The following is a 15,748-nucleotide window of genomic DNA, read 5'->3' as shown; positions in this document are numbered from 1 at the left end:
AATACCATAATTTTAACATTTGGAAAGAGTTTTTTTAATAATGTGTCAATTCATTATTTTTCCGTTGACTCTTTTCACTATTTATCCTAAAATTTTCTTTGAAACCGTTACCAAAATGTTTTCATTCAAGTGATGCTGAAATCCTAACCAAGGGGGAAATATAATGGAAAATCGTTATTCTGTACACCCTGAACAAGTAAAACGCTTTACAACAGAGGAACTTCGCAGTCATTTCTTAATGGATCCTTTATTTACGGAAAACAAGCTTACGATGTATTACTCACACGAAGACCGGGCTGTCATCGGCGGAGCGGCTCCAGGGCAAAGTGAACTAAAGCTTGATGCAGGTGACTTTCTAAAAACTGACTTCTTTTTGGAACGGCGTGAAATCGGAATTATTAATGTTGGCCAGCCTGGTGCCGTTAGGGTCGGCGATGATGAATATGTGCTTCAAACAAAGGATTTTCTCTATATTGGAATGGGCAATCAAGATGTAGCGTTTTCAAGCTTGAACGGGGAAAAAGCGAAGTTTTACTTCGTCTCCTCCTGCGCCCACAAAAGCTATCCGACACAAAAAGCCGCCCTATCTGAGCTGACACCGGACCGCCTTGGTGATGATGCAGCGTCTAATGTCAGAAGCCTGTACAAAGTCATACATCAGGATGGCATTAAAAGCTGCCAGCTGATGATGGGAATAACGATGTTAGATCAAAACAACAACTGGAATACCATGCCGGCACACGTTCATGACCGTCGGATGGAGGCTTATCTTTACCTGGATCTTGAAAAAGACTCAAAGGTGTTTCATTTCATGGGCCAGCCAGACGAAACACGCCACCTTGTGGTTGGTAATGAGCAGGCTGTCCTTTCCCCCGCCTGGTCTATTCATTCTGGCGCAGGAACATCAAATTACAGCTTTGTGTGGGCGATGGCTGGAGAAAATTACACTTTTACGGACATGGATCTCATTCCGATGGATGGGCTGAAATAAGATGGGTTATCTGCATGACGCCTTTTCACTAGAAGGAAAAACAGCGCTGGTGACAGGCCCGGGAACAGGGATCGGGCAAGGAATTGCCAAAGCGCTGGCCGGGGCTGGCGCTGATATTATCGGCACATCACATACAAGCAGTCTGTCTGAAACACAGCAGCTTGTGGAACAGGAAGGCCGGACATTTACATCTTTTACATTGGACATGAGCAAGCCGGAAGCGATCAAGAATTCTGCAGCTGAGCTGTTTGAAAACAGGCAGATCGACATTCTTGTCAATAATGCGGGTATTATTCATCGAGAAAAAGCGGAACATTTTGCAGAAGAGAACTGGCAGCACGTACTGAATGTCAATCTAAACAGCTTGTTTATTCTGACACAGCTGGCAGGCAGACACATGCTGAAAAGAGGTTATGGAAAGATAATTAATATCGCCTCTCTCCTGTCTTTTCAAGGCGGGATACTCGTTCCTGCTTACACCGCGAGCAAACACGCTGTTGCCGGTTTGACAAAATCCTTTGCAAATGAGTGGGCAGCATCGGGCATTCAGGTCAATGCAATCGCCCCAGGCTATATTTCTACTGCGAATACAAAGCCTATTCGGGATGATGAAAAGCGAAATGAAGACATTTTAAAAAGAATTCCTGCCGGCCGCTGGGGCCAAGCGGATGATATCGGAGGGACAGCAGTCTTTTTGGCGTCACGTGCTTCAGATTATGTGAATGGACATATCTTAGCTGTTGATGGAGGCTGGCTATCCCGCTGACAATGAAAAAAGCTGACGAACAAGATCGTCAGCTTTTCCTATTACATCATATGCGGTTCAACAGGCAAGACCTTTTTGACCTCATCAATGATGCGTTCATTTTCTCCGCCAGCGTAAATGTGAATCGAGCCGCTGTCATGATTCGAGCGAATCAGACGCCCGATGCCCTGCCGTACGCGTAACAACATATATGGCAGATCCACTTCTTCGAACGGATCTTTTTTCGCTCCGTTGCGTTTCGCAGTAAATACAGGGTCATGAGGCGGGAATGGCAATGACCAAATTGTAACATTCCTCAATGCGTCACCAGGAATATCGAGTCCTTCCCATAAGTGAACCGAACAAAGTACCGTTTCCTCTTCCTCTTGGAATTTCTCCACTAAGCTGCTGATTTCTTCATCACCTTCAAAGAAAATCGGATACGGCAGCTCCCATGCAGCCGACAGCTCTTTAAACTCGTTTAATTCTTCAAAAGAAGGGAATAGCACAAGGGTTCTTCCTTTGTAACGTTTGATTGTTTCAATCGTCTCAGCTGCTTTTTGTTCAGCCGCCATGTCTGTTTTTGTGTATAGATTAACAGTCATTTGCTCGTCATAATCATAAGGGGAATCAACAGTTAATGACAAATAATCATGAATCCCGAGACTGTCGGCAATATAATCAAATGAACCGCCTTCTGACAACGTAGCAGACGAGAAGATATAAGGGATTTTCTTAGAAAACACCTTTTCGCCAAGTACTTCAGCTACTGTTCTCGGCATCACGACAAAAGTGGATTCTGCTTCCTTTTTCTCCAGCCAGCTGATCGCGTCCTTTTGATATAGAGATAATGAATACGCCATTTGTTCAACATACTCTTCTACAACTGACAGCTCGTATTGATCAATCGTGTACATTTCAGACTCGAATACAAGTGCCTCACCGATTTTATCAAGTAAACGGCAAAGCTCGTCCGCCGCCTTTTTGACACGCTGGTCATTTTTTATTTCTAAACGGTGTGAACCGGCTACTTCTTTTGATTCTTCAGAAAGAACATAGAAAAATTCGTCGTTTGCAGCAAGTGCATCTTCAATCAATTCTGCAAACTCTTCTCTGATGTCATTTTGCAGCAAACGTTCTAAAAACAATTCAAGTGTAGACTGCTTCACTCTGTAGGTAAGCGCTTTTTGTGCAGCAAACTCTAGCAAATGCCCTTCATCAAATACAACTGCACTATGATCAGGCAAAAGCGGCAGCTGGCCTTCTCGTTTGCGTGATTCTTCCGTCCATACATGCTCCATATAAAAATCATGAGAACATATGATTAAGTCCGTTGACTTGCGGTAGTAATCTCTGGAAAGCGTCAGGCCGCATCTGTGTCTCATATCACAAGTCAGACAGTCCTGAAACGAGTCGTAGCTTACGTCAGACCATTCTTCATTTGATAGATTTGCGTACTGCTTACGGTCGCCATACGGATAAAAGCGCTGCATCGCCTGTGACTCATGGACAAATGACGGCAACGACTCATAAAGATCCAGCCATTTATCATCATCAGAACGCTGCATTGTTTTTTCAAGCTTCTTCAAGCATAAATATTGCTCATGTGATTTTGACAGCCTTGTATCAATTTTTAGATCAAGATGCTCAGCCAGCTTTGAAATATCGCCCTCTTTTTTCACCAGCTGTTCGATTAATGTTTCATCGGCACAAGCAATGATGGCCGGTTTGCCGACATACCTTGCATAGCTGATCGCAAACAGAAGATAAACCAGCGTTTTCCCCGTTCCCACTCCAGCTTCGGCGAACATGACTTTTTTCTCTTTAAACGCCCGCTCCAGCTGAAAAGCCATAAATACTTGCTCATCCCGAAGATCAAACCCTTTTTCGGGAAGGATATCGTAAAACACGTCACCAATCCAATTGTTCAATTCTTCATAAAAATTCTTTGTTTTCGTTAAAGAAAAAGGCAAACGTGATGTTGTCACCTAGTTCCAACCCCCAACTATTCGACATTCAGACCACCAATAATATCATTTTCCGCTGATGAATACAATAAAAAAACTTGGCATTGCCAAGTTTTTTGCAGTTTACTTGCGATTGATCACATGCGACGATAAAAAAGGATGGTCTGTTGAATAAATATGTTCTACCGCTTTTTCTAAATCATTTTGCGCATGCGACATCACAGACGGAGACGAATCAGTCCCGAGCTCCTTCAGCTCGTTTGCTGTTGCGTCAAGCGCCCTTTGAATAAGATTAAAATGTTCGCTGTTCAGCATGAGATCACCTCTGATGGAAATAATCATCATTGTATGCGAACTTTTCATTTTATATACATGCTTTACCGCATGTTATCCCCGAAACTTGCACAAACTACACTTGATATTCCGTCTTTGGATTATCCGTCTTATCAACAATATTCTATCAGGGAGTGATGTTGACATGAGTTATAGAAACCGATTAGATCAGCATTCTGAACTGTTTCATCACAATTGGACGCGGCCTAAACGTTCTAAGTCTCAAGTAAACGGTCACACTGAAATGTCCCAAACCAACATTATATTGAGAAGCAATGCGAAAGCTCACCGTTGGTAACGATAGAATATGGCTGAAAGATGAAAGAAGACGCATGCAGAGCGTCTTCTTTTTATTCGTTTTCTGTTTTCTTGCGCTGCGGTCTTACTTTTGACCAATATTGATAATAATCCGTTTTAATAAACCCGTTAAAGAGCTTGCGTTTCTTCGTTGCTTTTCTGCCGTATGCTTCCTCAAAGTTTTCATTTGATGTCAGCATATACACAGACCAAGTATCAAGCGGCTCGAACGCCTGCCCCATTTCTTTGTACATCTGTTCAACAGCTTTTTTCTCGCCGAGACGCTCTCCATATGGCGGGTTGCCGACAATTACGCCAAACTCCAGATTTGTGGTAAAGTCTTTGACCTGCATCTGCTTGAACTGGATGAAATCTCCCAAGCCAGCTTCCTCTGCATTTTCTTTAGCGATTTGAACCATGCGGTGGTCTATATCGCTTGCGAAAATCGTAAGCGGCTGGTCATAGTTTGCCTTTTCTTCGACTTCAAGCCGCGCTTTGTCCCACAGGTCTTTGCCGATCCATTCCCAATCCTCTGAGACAAAATCGCGGTTGAATCCCGGAGCGATGTTTTGGCCGATTAATGCCGCTTCAATCGCGATTGTTCCGGAACCGCAGAAAGGATCGGCAAACGGACGGTCCGGCGTCCAATTGGTTAATTGCACCAAAGCAGCTGCAAGTGTTTCTTTAATTGGCGCACCGCCCTGATCGACACGGTATCCTCGTTTGTGAAGGCCTGTCCCTGATGAGTCCAGTGTAATAAGAGCCTGATCTTTCAATAAAGAAATTTCCACTTTATACTCGGCACCTGTTTCTTCAATCCAATCATTGGCTTTGCCGGACTGCAGCTTTAGCTTTTCTACAATTGCTTTTTTGACAATCCGCTGACAGTCGGGAACGCTTGCGAGTGTTGATTTTACCGATTTTCCGATGACAGGGAATTTCCCGTTTTCAGGTATAAATGAGCGCCAGTTAATCGCTTTCGTTTTTTCAAACAGCTCATCAAATGTTTTCGCTTTAAAAGAAGCAACCTGAACCTTTATGCGGTCGGCTGTTCTAAGCCAAAGGTTTGCACGGCAGATCGCGAGCGCATCACCTTCAAAAATAACTTTCCCGTTATCAACCTTGCATTCGTATCCTAAATCTCGTACTTCCTTTGCGACAACAGCTTCAATACCCATTGGTGCCGTTGCAATTAGTGTATACTTCTTCATCGTATCACCCTGTCTTTTAAAACTTTTCTCATTTCAAGATAAAAGCTCTCCTTATACGGGAGAGCTTGTTTTCATCATTTTAAATGTAAGTGGTCTAACGTTCTGTAAGCCATGTTTTGTTCCGTCGTACTGCAAACGGCTTATCACCTCGTACTCAGGCGGCAATCATCTATCTACAGAAAGCATTCTGTCCTTCTCTCCGTTGAATTCCGTTAAGAAGGTTCCCCTACCAAAATTTGGGTTTCTCGCTCGAGGGGTTTACCGCGTTCCACTCTCACCATTTCTAGTAAGACTTCGTCACTGTGGCACTTTCAAGGATACTCAGCCATATCCAGAGGACGTAGGCTTTTTTCCTGCCGTCAGCCCCTAAAGGCTGCCCTAGCTTATGACTTCGCTAGGCACGAACACTACGGGCATCTCAGCACCGTGCGAGCATGGACTTTCCTCTACAGATTCAAGATCTGCAGCGATTACCCGAACGTTAAGAACATGAATTATTATATAACAACTGATTACAATTTACAAGCGCTATTTTTTTTAAGCGCGTCAATCATAAAGCTTGCTGCCAAAAACGTGTTTTTCTAAGTTAGACAGCCGTTTTAAAATATCAAAGTTTGTTGTGTTAGATTGAACAGGCTGTTTCTTGCTAGCTTCTTCAAGCTGCTTTTTCAGCTGCAGATTTTCCTGCTGCAGTTCTTCAATCTCTTGATGGAAGGTTTCATAATCCTTAATAATCATATCTAAAAATTTGTCAACGTCTTCTTGCTTGTAGCCTCTAACGCCTGTTTTAAATTCTTTTTCCAAAATTTCTTTCGCAGAAAGCTTTACTTTATCAGCAAGCATCTTTTTCACCTCGTATCGTGAATCATCACATATATTTTTTCAGAAATCTGTACGGTTGTCAAATTTCTCTCTCTTTGTTAGTAGCTGTCTTCCTCCACTGTCACTCTCAAGTCATCCATCGTGATAAAATAGATGGGATACCCGTCCCGTTCGCGTCTCTTTTCAGCCGCCTTAAGCATATACTTTGGAGATCCTTCCTTTTCAGGATCATATAACAGCATCAAGGCGTCTGATTTTTCTATAAAAAACTGATTTTTTTGTTTAAACTGAAGCGGGCTTTCATACGGCCTGTGAGTCAGGCTTTCTTCGTAGTCAGCCTGTGCCAGGACAGCTTCGTAAAGCTCTTTATTAGGCTCTTTCCAGTTCTTGTCCTGATCGTAGAAAGGGGTAATTACAGCTACCTTTAAATCAGGGTATTCCTCCTGCAAATCATATGCAGCTTCAGCAGCCCACAGCTCCGCTCCAAGCTGTCCCGAAATTAAAATCCATTCTAAGCCCTCATCTAAAAATCCGATCAGCCGGTTTTTAATCGCTTTTTTTATGTAATACAGCGCCTTATCATCCTGCTTAAAAATCCCCAATTCAAACGGTTTATATCCCGTAATAGCCAAAACTTTCAAGTTTTCACCTACTTTTAAAAAATGGGGTCCCCTTCAGGGCCCCATTTTTAATGTTGCGTGTTACACCAATCAGTCTGCACGATTCAATACTAATCGCAGCAAGGTTTTCCTGCCTGAAAATGCTGATGTGTTGTCGGATCATAGCTAGAGTATGTGTGTGGATAGTAGTGAACATGCTCAAAATGATGGTGATTTACATTTGTCGTATGCTGTGGATGAATATGCGGCACGACAGTATTGGAAAACGTATGGTGCTCACAGCAATGCGTAGGATGGACAATCGGCGCCATCACGTGCGGTCTGCAGTGGTACATAATAAGATCCCCTTTCCATAACTTTATTACAATATTAGGTTATGAAACATAAGGGGTACATGTTCTAATACAAAAACCTATTTTAAAAGTGTGCAATTAAGCTGTCTTTAAAGTTTGAAAACACAAAAGCAATCAAAAATACCACAACAAAGAACAAGTAAAAAACACCCTTATACATACCAACTCTCCCTTTAAAAATAACTAACGTCATTTTACAGGATTCTCCGCTATTCTACAACAAAATCACTGTGAATTCAGCAAAAAAAATTCATAGCGAAACAAGTCGTCTTTTGCGCTTTCCCGGGGAATATTTAAGAGGAATATTTCCTCTTCAGCCGGGCGATTCTCATATGCAGTTTTTCTGTTTCTTTTTCTGATAAAAATGCCGCATCGCTAAGCAGTTGTTCTGCTATCTGCAATGCTTTTTCGAATTCTTTTTTCTTATGCTCAAAATATTTCGCGAGCTCTATTACAGCAGCGTATCTGCACTTCTGATTTTGCGAGCAGGACAGTTTTTCCCAAAGCGGCACTGCATCTTCCAAGCGGTTTTGTTTTTTGTACAGGAGCGATAAATCCAGTCGTGCACTGTCCTGATCCTCAAACGGTTTTTCTATAAGCCTTTCCAGCTGTTTGATCGCTTGATCCGTCTCTTTATGAGCCATAAACCATTTGGCCATGGCATAAGCTTCACTGTGTTCTTTTGGCGCATGTGATTCTGAAAGGATTTTTTTAGACATATGAATATACAATGAAATAAGCGATAGCACATCCATTTCATTATGCTGCAGGACACCTTTTAGAAGATCCGGCTCTTGCGCCTTGATAAAATGAAAATAAAGCATCGGCGCCAAGTAGCCCGGTGTGTCTTCTAGTCTGCGGATGCCAAGCTCTTCTTTTTCAACCGTGCCGAGGGATACACTGTCCATTTTGTGTTTCCACAGGCGTCTAGCTCCATGCAAAAGGTCAAAGTGGCCAAACTCAGGAAGTTTTGGAAGTCTGTCACGGATCAAGGTATGCCTTGTTTTCACCTGCGGCCAATCAAAGGCTTTGCCGTTGTAGGTCACAAGTGATGTAATGTCAACCTCGCTTAAAAAGCTTTGATACAAGGCGACTTCGTTCCCCGGCTTAGGCAAAAGATGCTGTTTGACAGTCACTCGGTCTTCATACACTCTCGCATGGCCAAGCAAAAAAATGGTATTCCCAGCTCCGCCTCCAAGACCGGTTGTTTCTGTATCAAAGAAAAAGAGATTGTTTTTGTTATACCCTTTTGCTGACAACGTATGCGACAGGCCGCTTTGATTCCACAATGTGATCACTTCCTCAAGTTCAGAAAAATGGTATAACCCATGCCGGTGAGAAAGCGGATATTCTACTTCTCTGATAAGGCAGTATTCATCTTCGAAAAAGAAAGGCTTCATGCCAAAAGCCTCCCACTCTTCTAAAAACGGGATGTCATCAAAGTGGTTTTCTTGTTTGCCTGCTTCTATTTTTTGTTCTCCTTCGTCGAGCACCATGTGCTTTTTCATACGCTGGAGTTTCCCTTTTAATGACATATCCAACCTCCCTCCTTACGACATCTGATCTAACAGCCGCAAAATTCTTTCTTTTGCTTTTACCCCTTCTATTTCGGTACCTATACAAGACGGACAGCCGTCATCACAAGGACAATATGTAATCAGCTGTTTCGCCGCTTCATTAATGTCTGAAAAACGTTTAAAGACTTCCTCCGCCAAACCGATACCGCCCGGATAATGATCGTATAAAAATATAGTTGGCAATCCTGTATGGGCTGCTTTAATTTGAGAAACGACATGAACATCATTTCGATCACACATGATATACACAGGGACAATATGCTGAAGCACATTCGTGATGCCAAGAAGCAGCTGTTCCAATGTCTTTTCCCCGATGTCTTCGTCCGCTGTTTTGATTTCGAGCCAAGCTGCACTTGTATGCAGTTCTTCTTCCGGCAAATGAATAGGTCCAGACCCAATATTTTCAAACGTAGTCATTTTTATTTTTTTAAAAATGGTCGGCAGAGCATTGACAGTGACATCTCCGTAGTTCAATGACGTACGGCTTTTTTCTTTTGTTTGATCGATTTCTAACACCTTCAGCTGAACTGCCAGGTTTGCATCTGTATAATATTCGACATCGACTTTTCTGACATAAGCCTTTTTATGGTCCCAATCGAGCTTCTCTACTTGATACTGAACGCCTTCATGCAAATAAATGGCTTCATCATGCAAAAGCGTCATCGCACTAAAACGGTCCATTTCACCGATAATCCTGACATTTGCAATATCCGACTGATCAACTATGACGACATTTTCCTGTGATGCGGAACGCAAACTGATGTTTGAAGCAGGGAACGACTCACTTGCCCAATGATACCGTTCGCCGTTGCGGTGAAGAACGGCCTCTTCCTGAAGATACTCAAGAATATCACTTACATCCATGGGCCCAAATTCTTCATCAGCTCTAAATGGAAGCTCATAAGCAGCACACTTTAAGTGGTCTACTAAAATAATCAAATTCTCCGGATTGATTCTTGCAGATTCCGGCGAACGATTAAAGAAGTATTCAGGATGCCGTACAATATACTGGTCGATCGGCGTCGAATTGGCTACCATGATAATTAAAGATTCACCGTGTCTTCTGCCGGCTCGTCCCGCCTGCTGCCAAGCACTTGCGACACTTCCGGGATAACCCGTCATCACGCACACCTGCAGCTGGCCGATATCAACACCAAGCTCTAAGGCATTTGTACTGACCACTCCTAAAATGTCGCCTTCTCTCAAGCCTCTTTCGATTTCTCTTCGCTCTTTAGGCAGATAGCCTCCCCGATAGCCTCTGATTGATTTTGTTCCAATTTCTTTTTTCACGAGCTCCTGAATATGGCTTAAAATAATTTCCACCCGGACTCTGCTTCTGGCAAAAACAATGGTCTGCACTTTGTTTTTTAGAAACTCTTTCGCCAGTTCATTCACTTCTGCAGTTGCGCTCTTTCTAATATTCAGCGGTTTGTTTACAATTGGCGGATTATAAAATACGAAATGCTTGCGTCCGCTCGGGGCACCGTTGTCATCGACCAGCCGCATCGGTTTGCCTGTCAGCTGCTCTCCCAATTCCTTCGGGTTGGCAATCGTTGCAGAAGTGCAAATAAAAACCGGATCACTTCCATAAAACCGGCAGATCCGCTTCAGTCGACGGATCACATTTGCCACATGGCTGCCGAACACCCCCCGATACGTATGAAGCTCATCAATGACGATATACTTAAGGTTTTCAAACAAACTGACCCATTTCGTATGATGCGGAAGAATGGCAGAATGCAGCATATCGGGATTTGTGATGACAATGTGACCTGCTTTTCTCACCTTTTGCCTGATTGCCGGAGACGTATCCCCGTCATATGTAAAGCTTTTAATATCAATGCCCATTTCATCGATGATTTCATTCAGCTCGCTCTTCTGGTCTTGTGCCAGCGCTTTAGTCGGAAATAAATATAACGCTCGGTTTGTTTCATCCTGAGCGATGGACTGCAGGACTGGGAGGTTGTAGCATAACGTTTTTCCTGACGCGGTTGGCGTAACGGTAACAATGCTTTCTCCTTTTTGCACATATTGAAAAGCGGAATATTGGTGGGTATATAGTTCATCAATGCCCCTTTTCGAAAGGGCAGCTTTGATTCTCTCATCTATACTTTCAGGCATGGGCCTTGTTTTTGCTTCACGAGGCTCAATTTCATGCCAATTCACAACGTTTTCATTTCCTTTCAAATCAGAAATGAGTTCAGTCAGTGATTTCTTTTTCATTCTTTACACCTCTTTGTCAAGTACAGTTTACCGAATATTTGTTTGCATGGCTAGGTGCAAATTTTATACAGTTGAATAAAAAAAGCAAGGCATACGCCCTGCTTATTTCGCTTTGATTGTAAGGAGCTTTGATTCGCCTTTACGGGCAGCCTTTTCGCCTGCCGGCACAATTGATCCTACAGCCTCACCATTCATTATAACGATCGGGATGACGGTGCTGCTCGCTTTTTCTTTTATTAATTCCAAATCACATGTAATCAGCGGGTCACCGACCTTCACTTTATCCCCTTCTTTAATGTGGGCAGTAAATCCTTCTCCGTTCATATTGACTGTCTCCAGCCCGACATGAATTAACAGTTCAATTCCCGAGCGAGTCCGAATGCCAACGGCGTGTTTGGTGTGAAAAATCTGAATGACTTCACCTTCAGCAGGTGAAACGATTTCACCGTTAGAGGGCTCTACCGCTATTCCTTCTCCCATCATTTTCTGTGAAAAAACTGGATCCGGCACATCTGACAGGTCCATTACTGTACCGTCTGCCGGAGAATAAATAACCTCTTCTGTCACTTTTTCTTGTGTTTTGCCCATTCCGAATAATTTTTTCAGCAATGTGTTTTCTCCCTTCTCATTCACTTCAACCGTTATCCCTTCATTCACCACTATTTAACCACACTTTCAATTTTGCTTCAATTTATAACAACATCTGGCATAGACGCATAATCTGGTTAAAAAAAGGCGGTGGCAGAAGTGGAATTCTATGATGACAAAAAGAACGAGCTGCAAAAGAAAGAGGAAATTATAACGGAGGCAATAGACACTCTTTTTCAATCCTCAGCATTCGGCAACCTTATAAACGGATTTCAGAACCTGATCAATTCGAGTTTAAAGGATGTGCAGACAACCATTCATGTCAGAGAAAGAGATACTGGGCTTTATGTCGATATTACCATTCCGGCGACGTTTCGAGATGGCGAAATCGTCGTTGATGTCAAATCGAGGTATCTCCATGTCACACTCCAAGAAAAACAGAAACACCAATATGAAGCTACTTTTACAAGCATGACAAGAACGGTGCAGCTTCCTTATGAAGTTTGCCAAGAAGAGATGGAAACATCTTGGAACGAGCAGACAATGACACTATTCTTTCCAAAAAATAAGCATGAATGAACGATTCATTCATGCTTCTATCATTTAAAAAAGCTGGTAAATCCCTTTATTAAAGATCCGACCTGATTCATTGCACTCATCACTTGGCCTGTCGTATCCATCATTTTATTAAAATCAAATTGCCCATTGGCTTTTTTGAACTGCGACATAATGCTTTGAAATTGCGAAGGCTGCTGTTGATTAGGCCTTGGAATAGGATAAGGGTTGGAAAATACAGGCGGCTGCATAGGCATAGGCTGGATCGGAGCATAGGGCTGATAGTAATCCTGCTGTCCATAATGCTGCTGAGGCAGATGTTGCTCCAAATAACCGGGTGCAGCCTGCTGATAATATCCTTGCATTTGCTGAGGATCATAATAGCCCATTTGCCGAGGATAGCTTCGAGAGCTCCTGTTCATTGCGATTCCCCCTAAACTCAACATATTTCTCTTCTATATATGTATGAATGACTTCTATTGTTTGTGTCACGAGTGAAGATTAGCTTTTTGTCAAATTGTGTCGAAAGTTTAAATTTTTTAAAAACAGAAAAAAGTCGAATCATTATGGTACCATATTTTCAATACAGATGAGAGGGGATGCACCATAATGAACGTATCATACTTAAGCAAACGTTTTGCAGAAATGAAGAAATATGAAACAGACTGTATGAATAAACTGATGGACTTTGCCAAGTTCCTCTATATTCAAGGACATCTCAGCATAACTGAGTTTCGTAACAGTATGAAGGTTCTCGAAGCAAATGGAGCACAAAGCCCGGCTTATGAGATGAATTAACGTCCGGCCCCCTATAACGAATTAGAAGACAGCCTTATCGGCTGTCTTCTCTTGCAATTTCATCCTTTACTGCTTGCAATGTATAAAGGACTGATTCAGTGATGTCCTTGAATCGTTTTTTATGAATATGATGAACATATGATTGAAGGACCAATTCCAGGAAATTATCTTTTGCGGTCTCAATTTGCTCTTTATGCACATATTTAGGGCGACGGGCTTTTATCAATTTAAGAGCACCCTCAGCCCAGCGAGCCGCCAGCTCATCATTCTCTTCAACTGCAGGCTTTATCGTCTCAAAAAAATCATAAGAATGATTACTGCTTTTTCCTTCCTGATACCGATCAGCGCCTTTTTCAGCAACTTCAATCATTTTCTCGGTCATTTCCAGCAATGTTTGTGATAGCAATACCTTTCACCTCAATGCCTATCGTACCAAATTTCACTCGTAAATTCAGCCGATGCGGTATACCTTCTCAAACGCATACCTGTGTTCAGGCGATTGATACAGCTCATTTATACAAATATGAAGATCTATGATTTCTTCTTCCAGCACACTCAGGCGATCGTTTTCCGCTTCCCGCATCTCAGCCTCTAATGCATTTACAGAATGATTCAGGCTTTGCTCAGCTCGCGTTAATTCATCTTCTATATCAGAAAGCATACGGAGAATATCTGTCTTGCTTACATAACCGGACATTCGTGTACCTCCCTTTCCTCGTCTCTCCGGTTAACATTCTTTGCTCCCCAGGCTCTTTCCTTCTTCATGACAAAACTAGAAGCAAATCGCCAAACAAACAGGTATTCCACGAAAAGCTGAAGTTTTCGACAAAAACACCTGCAAAAATTGTATGATCCTCCTCCTTAATGCAAACGATACTTGTGAGGAGGTGCCGTATGAAAACTAGACCGAAAAAAGCCGGCCAACAAAAAAAGACTGAATCAAAAGCAATCGATTCTTTAGATAAAAAATTAGGCGGCCCGAACCGCCCTTCTACGTAAGAAGCAAGGAATTTCCTTGCTTCTTTATTTTTTCAGCCAATGTTCCACCGCAAAAAGCGCATGAAGCTGGCGCTTTTTATGTAAATACCAGTCTGTCAATTCAATCTGCTTCGGCAATTCCTCGCGCCTAAAGAACGTTTTCTTTATCTTTCCATGAAACCAATCTGTTTTCGTTCCGTCTAATGAGTGGATTACCTCAGGGTAGCATGTCCTTAGCATAGGAGATGTTCTCTTTGTAATCCCGATTATCTTTTCCATATCAAAACGGGAACCTGTGTGCGGCACTGTGTGCAAAAAGTGATAAAAAGCGGAAAACAATTCTGGCTTGAACAGCAATTCAGACAGCTGCTTTCCCAGCCTTATCCTTTCCTCCGCCTTTGAAAAGCGTTTCACTGAAATGCCGTAAAGAAACCCGTCTGAGGAAGGAAAAATAACGGTGTTAAAATGAAACCAGTCACTTAAATAAAAAGGAATCGTGTCAAAAACATTCTTTTTAAACGAAGGATTTTGTATAATAGGTGTTTGGATAGTGTTTTGTTCATTTATAATGAGGGCATACATTAGCCGCTCTGTGTTTCGCTCATGCCAAAAACGGGCCCATTCTTCCGACATAAATTGTGAGACGCCAAACACATGCAGAAGATGAAACAGCGGTTTCCCGACTTTTTTGGACCAGTGGTACAAAAGAAGCTGCGGATAGGCATCCGAAAAAATAAGCCAGTTCGCTCTTTCGTAGGCTAAAAAGAACCATTTTTGCTGTCTCTCACGGAGTCCAAGCTGAAACAGACTGCCTTTTAAGTCAGTCATTGACCAGCCGGCATTACGAGAAACGAAAGAAGCTAAGAGTGACCATTTAATTTCCGGATGACGGTCATAAAATGCTTTATATGCATTTGTTCTTGAAATGTTATCTGCGTTTTTTGTTTTTGTTTGCCGCTCAATCCGGCTCAGAAGCTTTCTGATGGTCTGTTGTTCTTGCACGTTCATTCACTTCCGTCATGAATAGTTTAATAAGGAGGATGAGAAAGTGATTCGGTATCCTAATGGAAAAACATTTCAGCCGAAACATTCGGTTTCATCCCAAAGCAGTCAGAAAAGGGCCCCGTCATACAGTAATCGCGGAATGACCCTCGAAGATGACTTAAACGAAACGAATAAGTATTATCTGACAAACCAAATTGCCGTTATACACAAAAAGCCGACACCTGTTCAAATTGTAAATGTCCATTATCCAAAAAGAAGTGCCGCAGTGATTAAAGAAGCTTATTTTAAACAATCATCGACAACAGACTACAATGGGATTTACAAAGGACGGTATATTGATTTTGAGGCGAAAGAAACGAAAAACAAGACCTCTTTCCCCCTGCAGAATTTCCATGACCATCAAATCGAACATATGAAGCAGGTAAAGGCTCAAGACGGTATTTGTTTTGTTATTATATCCGCTTTCGACCAGGTTTATTTTTTGGAAGCCGATAAGCTGTTTTATTTCTGGGACAGAAAAGAAAAAAACGGCAGAAAATCAATTCAAAAAGACGAGTTGGAAGAAGCGGCTTATCCGATTTCTCTTGGATACGCACCTAGAATTGATTATATTAGTATTATTGAACAGCTTTATTTTTCGCCATCATCTGGTGCGAAAGGTTGATTAACGAAAGGTTGAGATGTT

Annotated in this window: 21 protein-coding genes and 1 other RNA gene; 7 read left to right on the top strand and 15 right to left on the bottom strand. The window is 42.3% G+C overall.

Going from position 1 to position 15,748, the window contains the following annotated elements:
- Positions 1 to 163 precede the first annotated feature (163 nt).
- Together kduI and kduD are read left to right on the top strand one after the other, a co-directional pair.
- Positions 164 to 991 (top strand): 5-dehydro-4-deoxy-D-glucuronate isomerase, encoded by an 828-nt coding sequence (kduI, locus tag BFW96_RS09180; protein WP_069839249.1) that lies wholly within the window; start codon positions 164 to 166, stop codon positions 989 to 991.
- A gap of 1 nt (position 992) precedes the next feature.
- Positions 993 to 1,757, top strand: a complete 765-nt coding sequence (gene kduD, locus BFW96_RS09175; protein WP_014664360.1) for a 2-dehydro-3-deoxy-D-gluconate 5-dehydrogenase KduD — start codon at positions 993 to 995, stop codon at positions 1,755 to 1,757.
- Positions 1,758 to 1,798: 41 nt separating this feature from the next.
- Here kduD and BFW96_RS09170 read toward each other — a convergent pair whose 3' ends face one another.
- Both BFW96_RS09170 and BFW96_RS09165 read right to left on the bottom strand, forming a co-directional pair.
- Complete coding sequence (locus tag BFW96_RS09170; protein ID WP_069839248.1) at positions 1,799 to 3,724, bottom strand: ATP-dependent DNA helicase; 1,926 nt, start codon at positions 3,722 to 3,724, stop codon at positions 1,799 to 1,801.
- Between the two features lie 102 nt (positions 3,725 to 3,826).
- Positions 3,827 to 4,018, bottom strand: a complete 192-nt coding sequence (locus BFW96_RS09165; protein WP_014664362.1) for a hypothetical protein — start codon at positions 4,016 to 4,018, stop codon at positions 3,827 to 3,829.
- Positions 4,019 to 4,181: 163 nt separating this feature from the next.
- Between BFW96_RS09165 and BFW96_RS21005 the strand changes: the two genes are divergently transcribed.
- Positions 4,182 to 4,334, top strand: coding sequence for a YpzG family protein (locus tag BFW96_RS21005; protein ID WP_010327933.1), 153 nt, complete (start codon positions 4,182 to 4,184; stop codon positions 4,332 to 4,334).
- Between the two features lie 52 nt (positions 4,335 to 4,386).
- On the opposite strand, the gene BFW96_RS09160 is transcribed toward BFW96_RS21005, so the two are convergent.
- The 9 genes from BFW96_RS09160 to BFW96_RS09120 form a co-directional block, all read right to left on the bottom strand.
- Positions 4,387 to 5,544, bottom strand: a complete 1,158-nt coding sequence (locus tag BFW96_RS09160) for a THUMP domain-containing class I SAM-dependent RNA methyltransferase (protein ID WP_014664363.1) — start codon at positions 5,542 to 5,544, stop codon at positions 4,387 to 4,389.
- 100 nt (positions 5,545 to 5,644) lie between these two features.
- Positions 5,645 to 6,026, bottom strand: an RNA gene (gene rnpB / locus BFW96_RS09155) — RNase P RNA component class B.
- Positions 6,027 to 6,090: 64 nt separating this feature from the next.
- Entirely contained in the window at positions 6,091 to 6,387 is a 297-nt protein-coding gene (gene gpsB / locus BFW96_RS09150) for a cell division regulator GpsB (RefSeq protein ID WP_003225629.1), read from the bottom strand.
- A gap of 77 nt (positions 6,388 to 6,464) precedes the next feature.
- Positions 6,465 to 7,007 (bottom strand): SLOG family protein, encoded by a 543-nt coding sequence (locus tag BFW96_RS09145; RefSeq protein WP_069839247.1) that lies wholly within the window; start codon positions 7,005 to 7,007, stop codon positions 6,465 to 6,467.
- 89 nt (positions 7,008 to 7,096) lie between these two features.
- The gene (gene cotD, locus BFW96_RS09140; protein WP_040082809.1) at positions 7,097 to 7,321 is read right to left on the bottom strand and encodes a spore coat protein CotD; all 225 of its coding nucleotides are present in this window, start codon (positions 7,319 to 7,321) and stop codon (positions 7,097 to 7,099) included.
- 82 nt (positions 7,322 to 7,403) lie between these two features.
- Positions 7,404 to 7,532, bottom strand: a complete 129-nt coding sequence (locus BFW96_RS21440; RefSeq protein ID WP_003230707.1) for a hypothetical protein — start codon at positions 7,530 to 7,532, stop codon at positions 7,404 to 7,406.
- A gap of 100 nt (positions 7,533 to 7,632) precedes the next feature.
- Positions 7,633 to 8,874, bottom strand: a complete 1,242-nt coding sequence (gene mrfB / locus BFW96_RS09130; protein ID WP_069839246.1) for a metal-dependent exonucleaseMrfB — start codon at positions 8,872 to 8,874, stop codon at positions 7,633 to 7,635.
- Between the two features lie 15 nt (positions 8,875 to 8,889).
- Positions 8,890 to 11,139, bottom strand: coding sequence for an ATP-dependent helicase MrfA (mrfA, locus tag BFW96_RS09125; protein ID WP_069839245.1), 2,250 nt, complete (start codon positions 11,137 to 11,139; stop codon positions 8,890 to 8,892).
- A 102-nt stretch (positions 11,140 to 11,241) separates the two neighbouring features.
- Positions 11,242 to 11,748 carry a PTS sugar transporter subunit IIA gene (locus tag BFW96_RS09120; protein ID WP_024571849.1) on the bottom strand — a complete coding sequence of 169 codons (507 nt, stop codon included), beginning with the start codon at positions 11,746 to 11,748 and terminating at the stop codon, positions 11,242 to 11,244.
- A 138-nt stretch (positions 11,749 to 11,886) separates the two neighbouring features.
- Here BFW96_RS09120 and BFW96_RS09115 point away from each other — a divergent pair, with 138 nt between their 5' ends.
- A complete protein-coding gene (locus tag BFW96_RS09115; protein ID WP_069839244.1) occupies positions 11,887 to 12,306 on the top strand; it encodes an Hsp20/alpha crystallin family protein in 420 nt (139 codons plus the stop codon).
- A 20-nt stretch (positions 12,307 to 12,326) separates the two neighbouring features.
- Here the strand turns inward: BFW96_RS09115 and BFW96_RS09110 are convergent, their stop codons facing one another.
- Entirely contained in the window at positions 12,327 to 12,704 is a 378-nt protein-coding gene (locus BFW96_RS09110; RefSeq protein ID WP_014664370.1) for a YppG family protein, read from the bottom strand.
- A gap of 187 nt (positions 12,705 to 12,891) precedes the next feature.
- On the opposite strand from BFW96_RS09110, the gene BFW96_RS09105 reads away from it, so the two are divergent.
- On the top strand, positions 12,892 to 13,080 hold the full coding sequence (locus BFW96_RS09105) for a YppF family protein (protein WP_069839243.1): 189 nt from the start codon (positions 12,892 to 12,894) through the stop codon (positions 13,078 to 13,080).
- A gap of 34 nt (positions 13,081 to 13,114) precedes the next feature.
- Here BFW96_RS09105 and BFW96_RS09100 read toward each other — a convergent pair whose 3' ends face one another.
- Positions 13,115 to 13,486 (bottom strand): YppE family protein, encoded by a 372-nt coding sequence (locus BFW96_RS09100; protein ID WP_069839242.1) that lies wholly within the window; start codon positions 13,484 to 13,486, stop codon positions 13,115 to 13,117.
- Positions 13,487 to 13,531: 45 nt separating this feature from the next.
- Positions 13,532 to 13,777, bottom strand: a complete 246-nt coding sequence (locus BFW96_RS09095; protein WP_014664372.1) for a DUF5446 family protein — start codon at positions 13,775 to 13,777, stop codon at positions 13,532 to 13,534.
- 197 nt (positions 13,778 to 13,974) lie between these two features.
- Between BFW96_RS09095 and sspM the strand changes: the two genes are divergently transcribed.
- Positions 13,975 to 14,079, top strand: coding sequence for an acid-soluble spore protein SspM (gene sspM / locus BFW96_RS09090; RefSeq protein WP_003225606.1), 105 nt, complete (start codon positions 13,975 to 13,977; stop codon positions 14,077 to 14,079).
- A 24-nt stretch (positions 14,080 to 14,103) separates the two neighbouring features.
- On the opposite strand, the gene BFW96_RS09085 is transcribed toward sspM, so the two are convergent.
- Positions 14,104 to 15,066: a DUF2515 domain-containing protein gene (locus BFW96_RS09085; protein WP_040082801.1), complete on the bottom strand. Its 963-nt coding sequence runs from the start codon at positions 15,064 to 15,066 to the stop codon at positions 14,104 to 14,106.
- A gap of 40 nt (positions 15,067 to 15,106) precedes the next feature.
- Here BFW96_RS09085 and recU point away from each other — a divergent pair, with 40 nt between their 5' ends.
- A complete protein-coding gene (gene recU, locus BFW96_RS09080; RefSeq protein WP_069839241.1) occupies positions 15,107 to 15,727 on the top strand; it encodes a Holliday junction resolvase RecU in 621 nt (206 codons plus the stop codon).
- Positions 15,728 to 15,748 lie beyond the last annotated feature (21 nt).

Source organism: Bacillus sp. F56 (assembly GCF_001748205.1).
In the GTDB taxonomy this organism is placed as follows: Bacteria; Bacillota; Bacilli; order Bacillales; family Bacillaceae; genus Bacillus; species Bacillus stercoris.
This window is presented reverse-complemented; position numbering and strand designations above follow the sequence as displayed.

What these genes read in the sequence shown, in the direction of transcription:
- kduI (WP_069839249.1), top strand. Translation starts at nt 164, where the DNA reads ATGGAAAATCGTTATTCTGTACACCCTGAACAAGTAAAACGCTTTACA.
- kduD (WP_014664360.1), top strand. Translation starts at nt 993, where the DNA reads ATGGGTTATCTGCATGACGCCTTTTCACTAGAAGGAAAAACAGCGCTG.
- BFW96_RS09165 (WP_014664362.1), bottom strand. Translation starts at nt 4,018, where the DNA reads ATGCTGAACAGCGAACATTTTAATCTTATTCAAAGGGCGCTTGACGCA.
- BFW96_RS21005 (WP_010327933.1), top strand. Translation starts at nt 4,182, where the DNA reads ATGAGTTATAGAAACCGATTAGATCAGCATTCTGAACTGTTTCATCAC.
- BFW96_RS09160 (WP_014664363.1), bottom strand. Translation starts at nt 5,544, where the DNA reads ATGAAGAAGTATACACTAATTGCAACGGCACCAATGGGTATTGAAGCT.
- gpsB (WP_003225629.1), bottom strand. Translation starts at nt 6,387, where the DNA reads ATGCTTGCTGATAAAGTAAAGCTTTCTGCGAAAGAAATTTTGGAAAAA.
- cotD (WP_040082809.1), bottom strand. Translation starts at nt 7,321, where the DNA reads ATGTACCACTGCAGACCGCACGTGATGGCGCCGATTGTCCATCCTACG.
- BFW96_RS21440 (WP_003230707.1), bottom strand. Translation starts at nt 7,532, where the DNA reads ATGACGTTAGTTATTTTTAAAGGGAGAGTTGGTATGTATAAGGGTGTT.
- mrfB (WP_069839246.1), bottom strand. Translation starts at nt 8,874, where the DNA reads ATGTCATTAAAAGGGAAACTCCAGCGTATGAAAAAGCACATGGTGCTC.
- mrfA (WP_069839245.1), bottom strand. Translation starts at nt 11,139, where the DNA reads ATGAAAAAGAAATCACTGACTGAACTCATTTCTGATTTGAAAGGAAAT.
- BFW96_RS09110 (WP_014664370.1), bottom strand. Translation starts at nt 12,704, where the DNA reads ATGAACAGGAGCTCTCGAAGCTATCCTCGGCAAATGGGCTATTATGAT.
- BFW96_RS09105 (WP_069839243.1), top strand. Translation starts at nt 12,892, where the DNA reads ATGAACGTATCATACTTAAGCAAACGTTTTGCAGAAATGAAGAAATAT.
- BFW96_RS09095 (WP_014664372.1), bottom strand. Translation starts at nt 13,777, where the DNA reads ATGTCCGGTTATGTAAGCAAGACAGATATTCTCCGTATGCTTTCTGAT.
- sspM (WP_003225606.1), top strand. Translation starts at nt 13,975, where the DNA reads ATGAAAACTAGACCGAAAAAAGCCGGCCAACAAAAAAAGACTGAATCA.
- BFW96_RS09085 (WP_040082801.1), bottom strand. Translation starts at nt 15,066, where the DNA reads ATGAACGTGCAAGAACAACAGACCATCAGAAAGCTTCTGAGCCGGATT.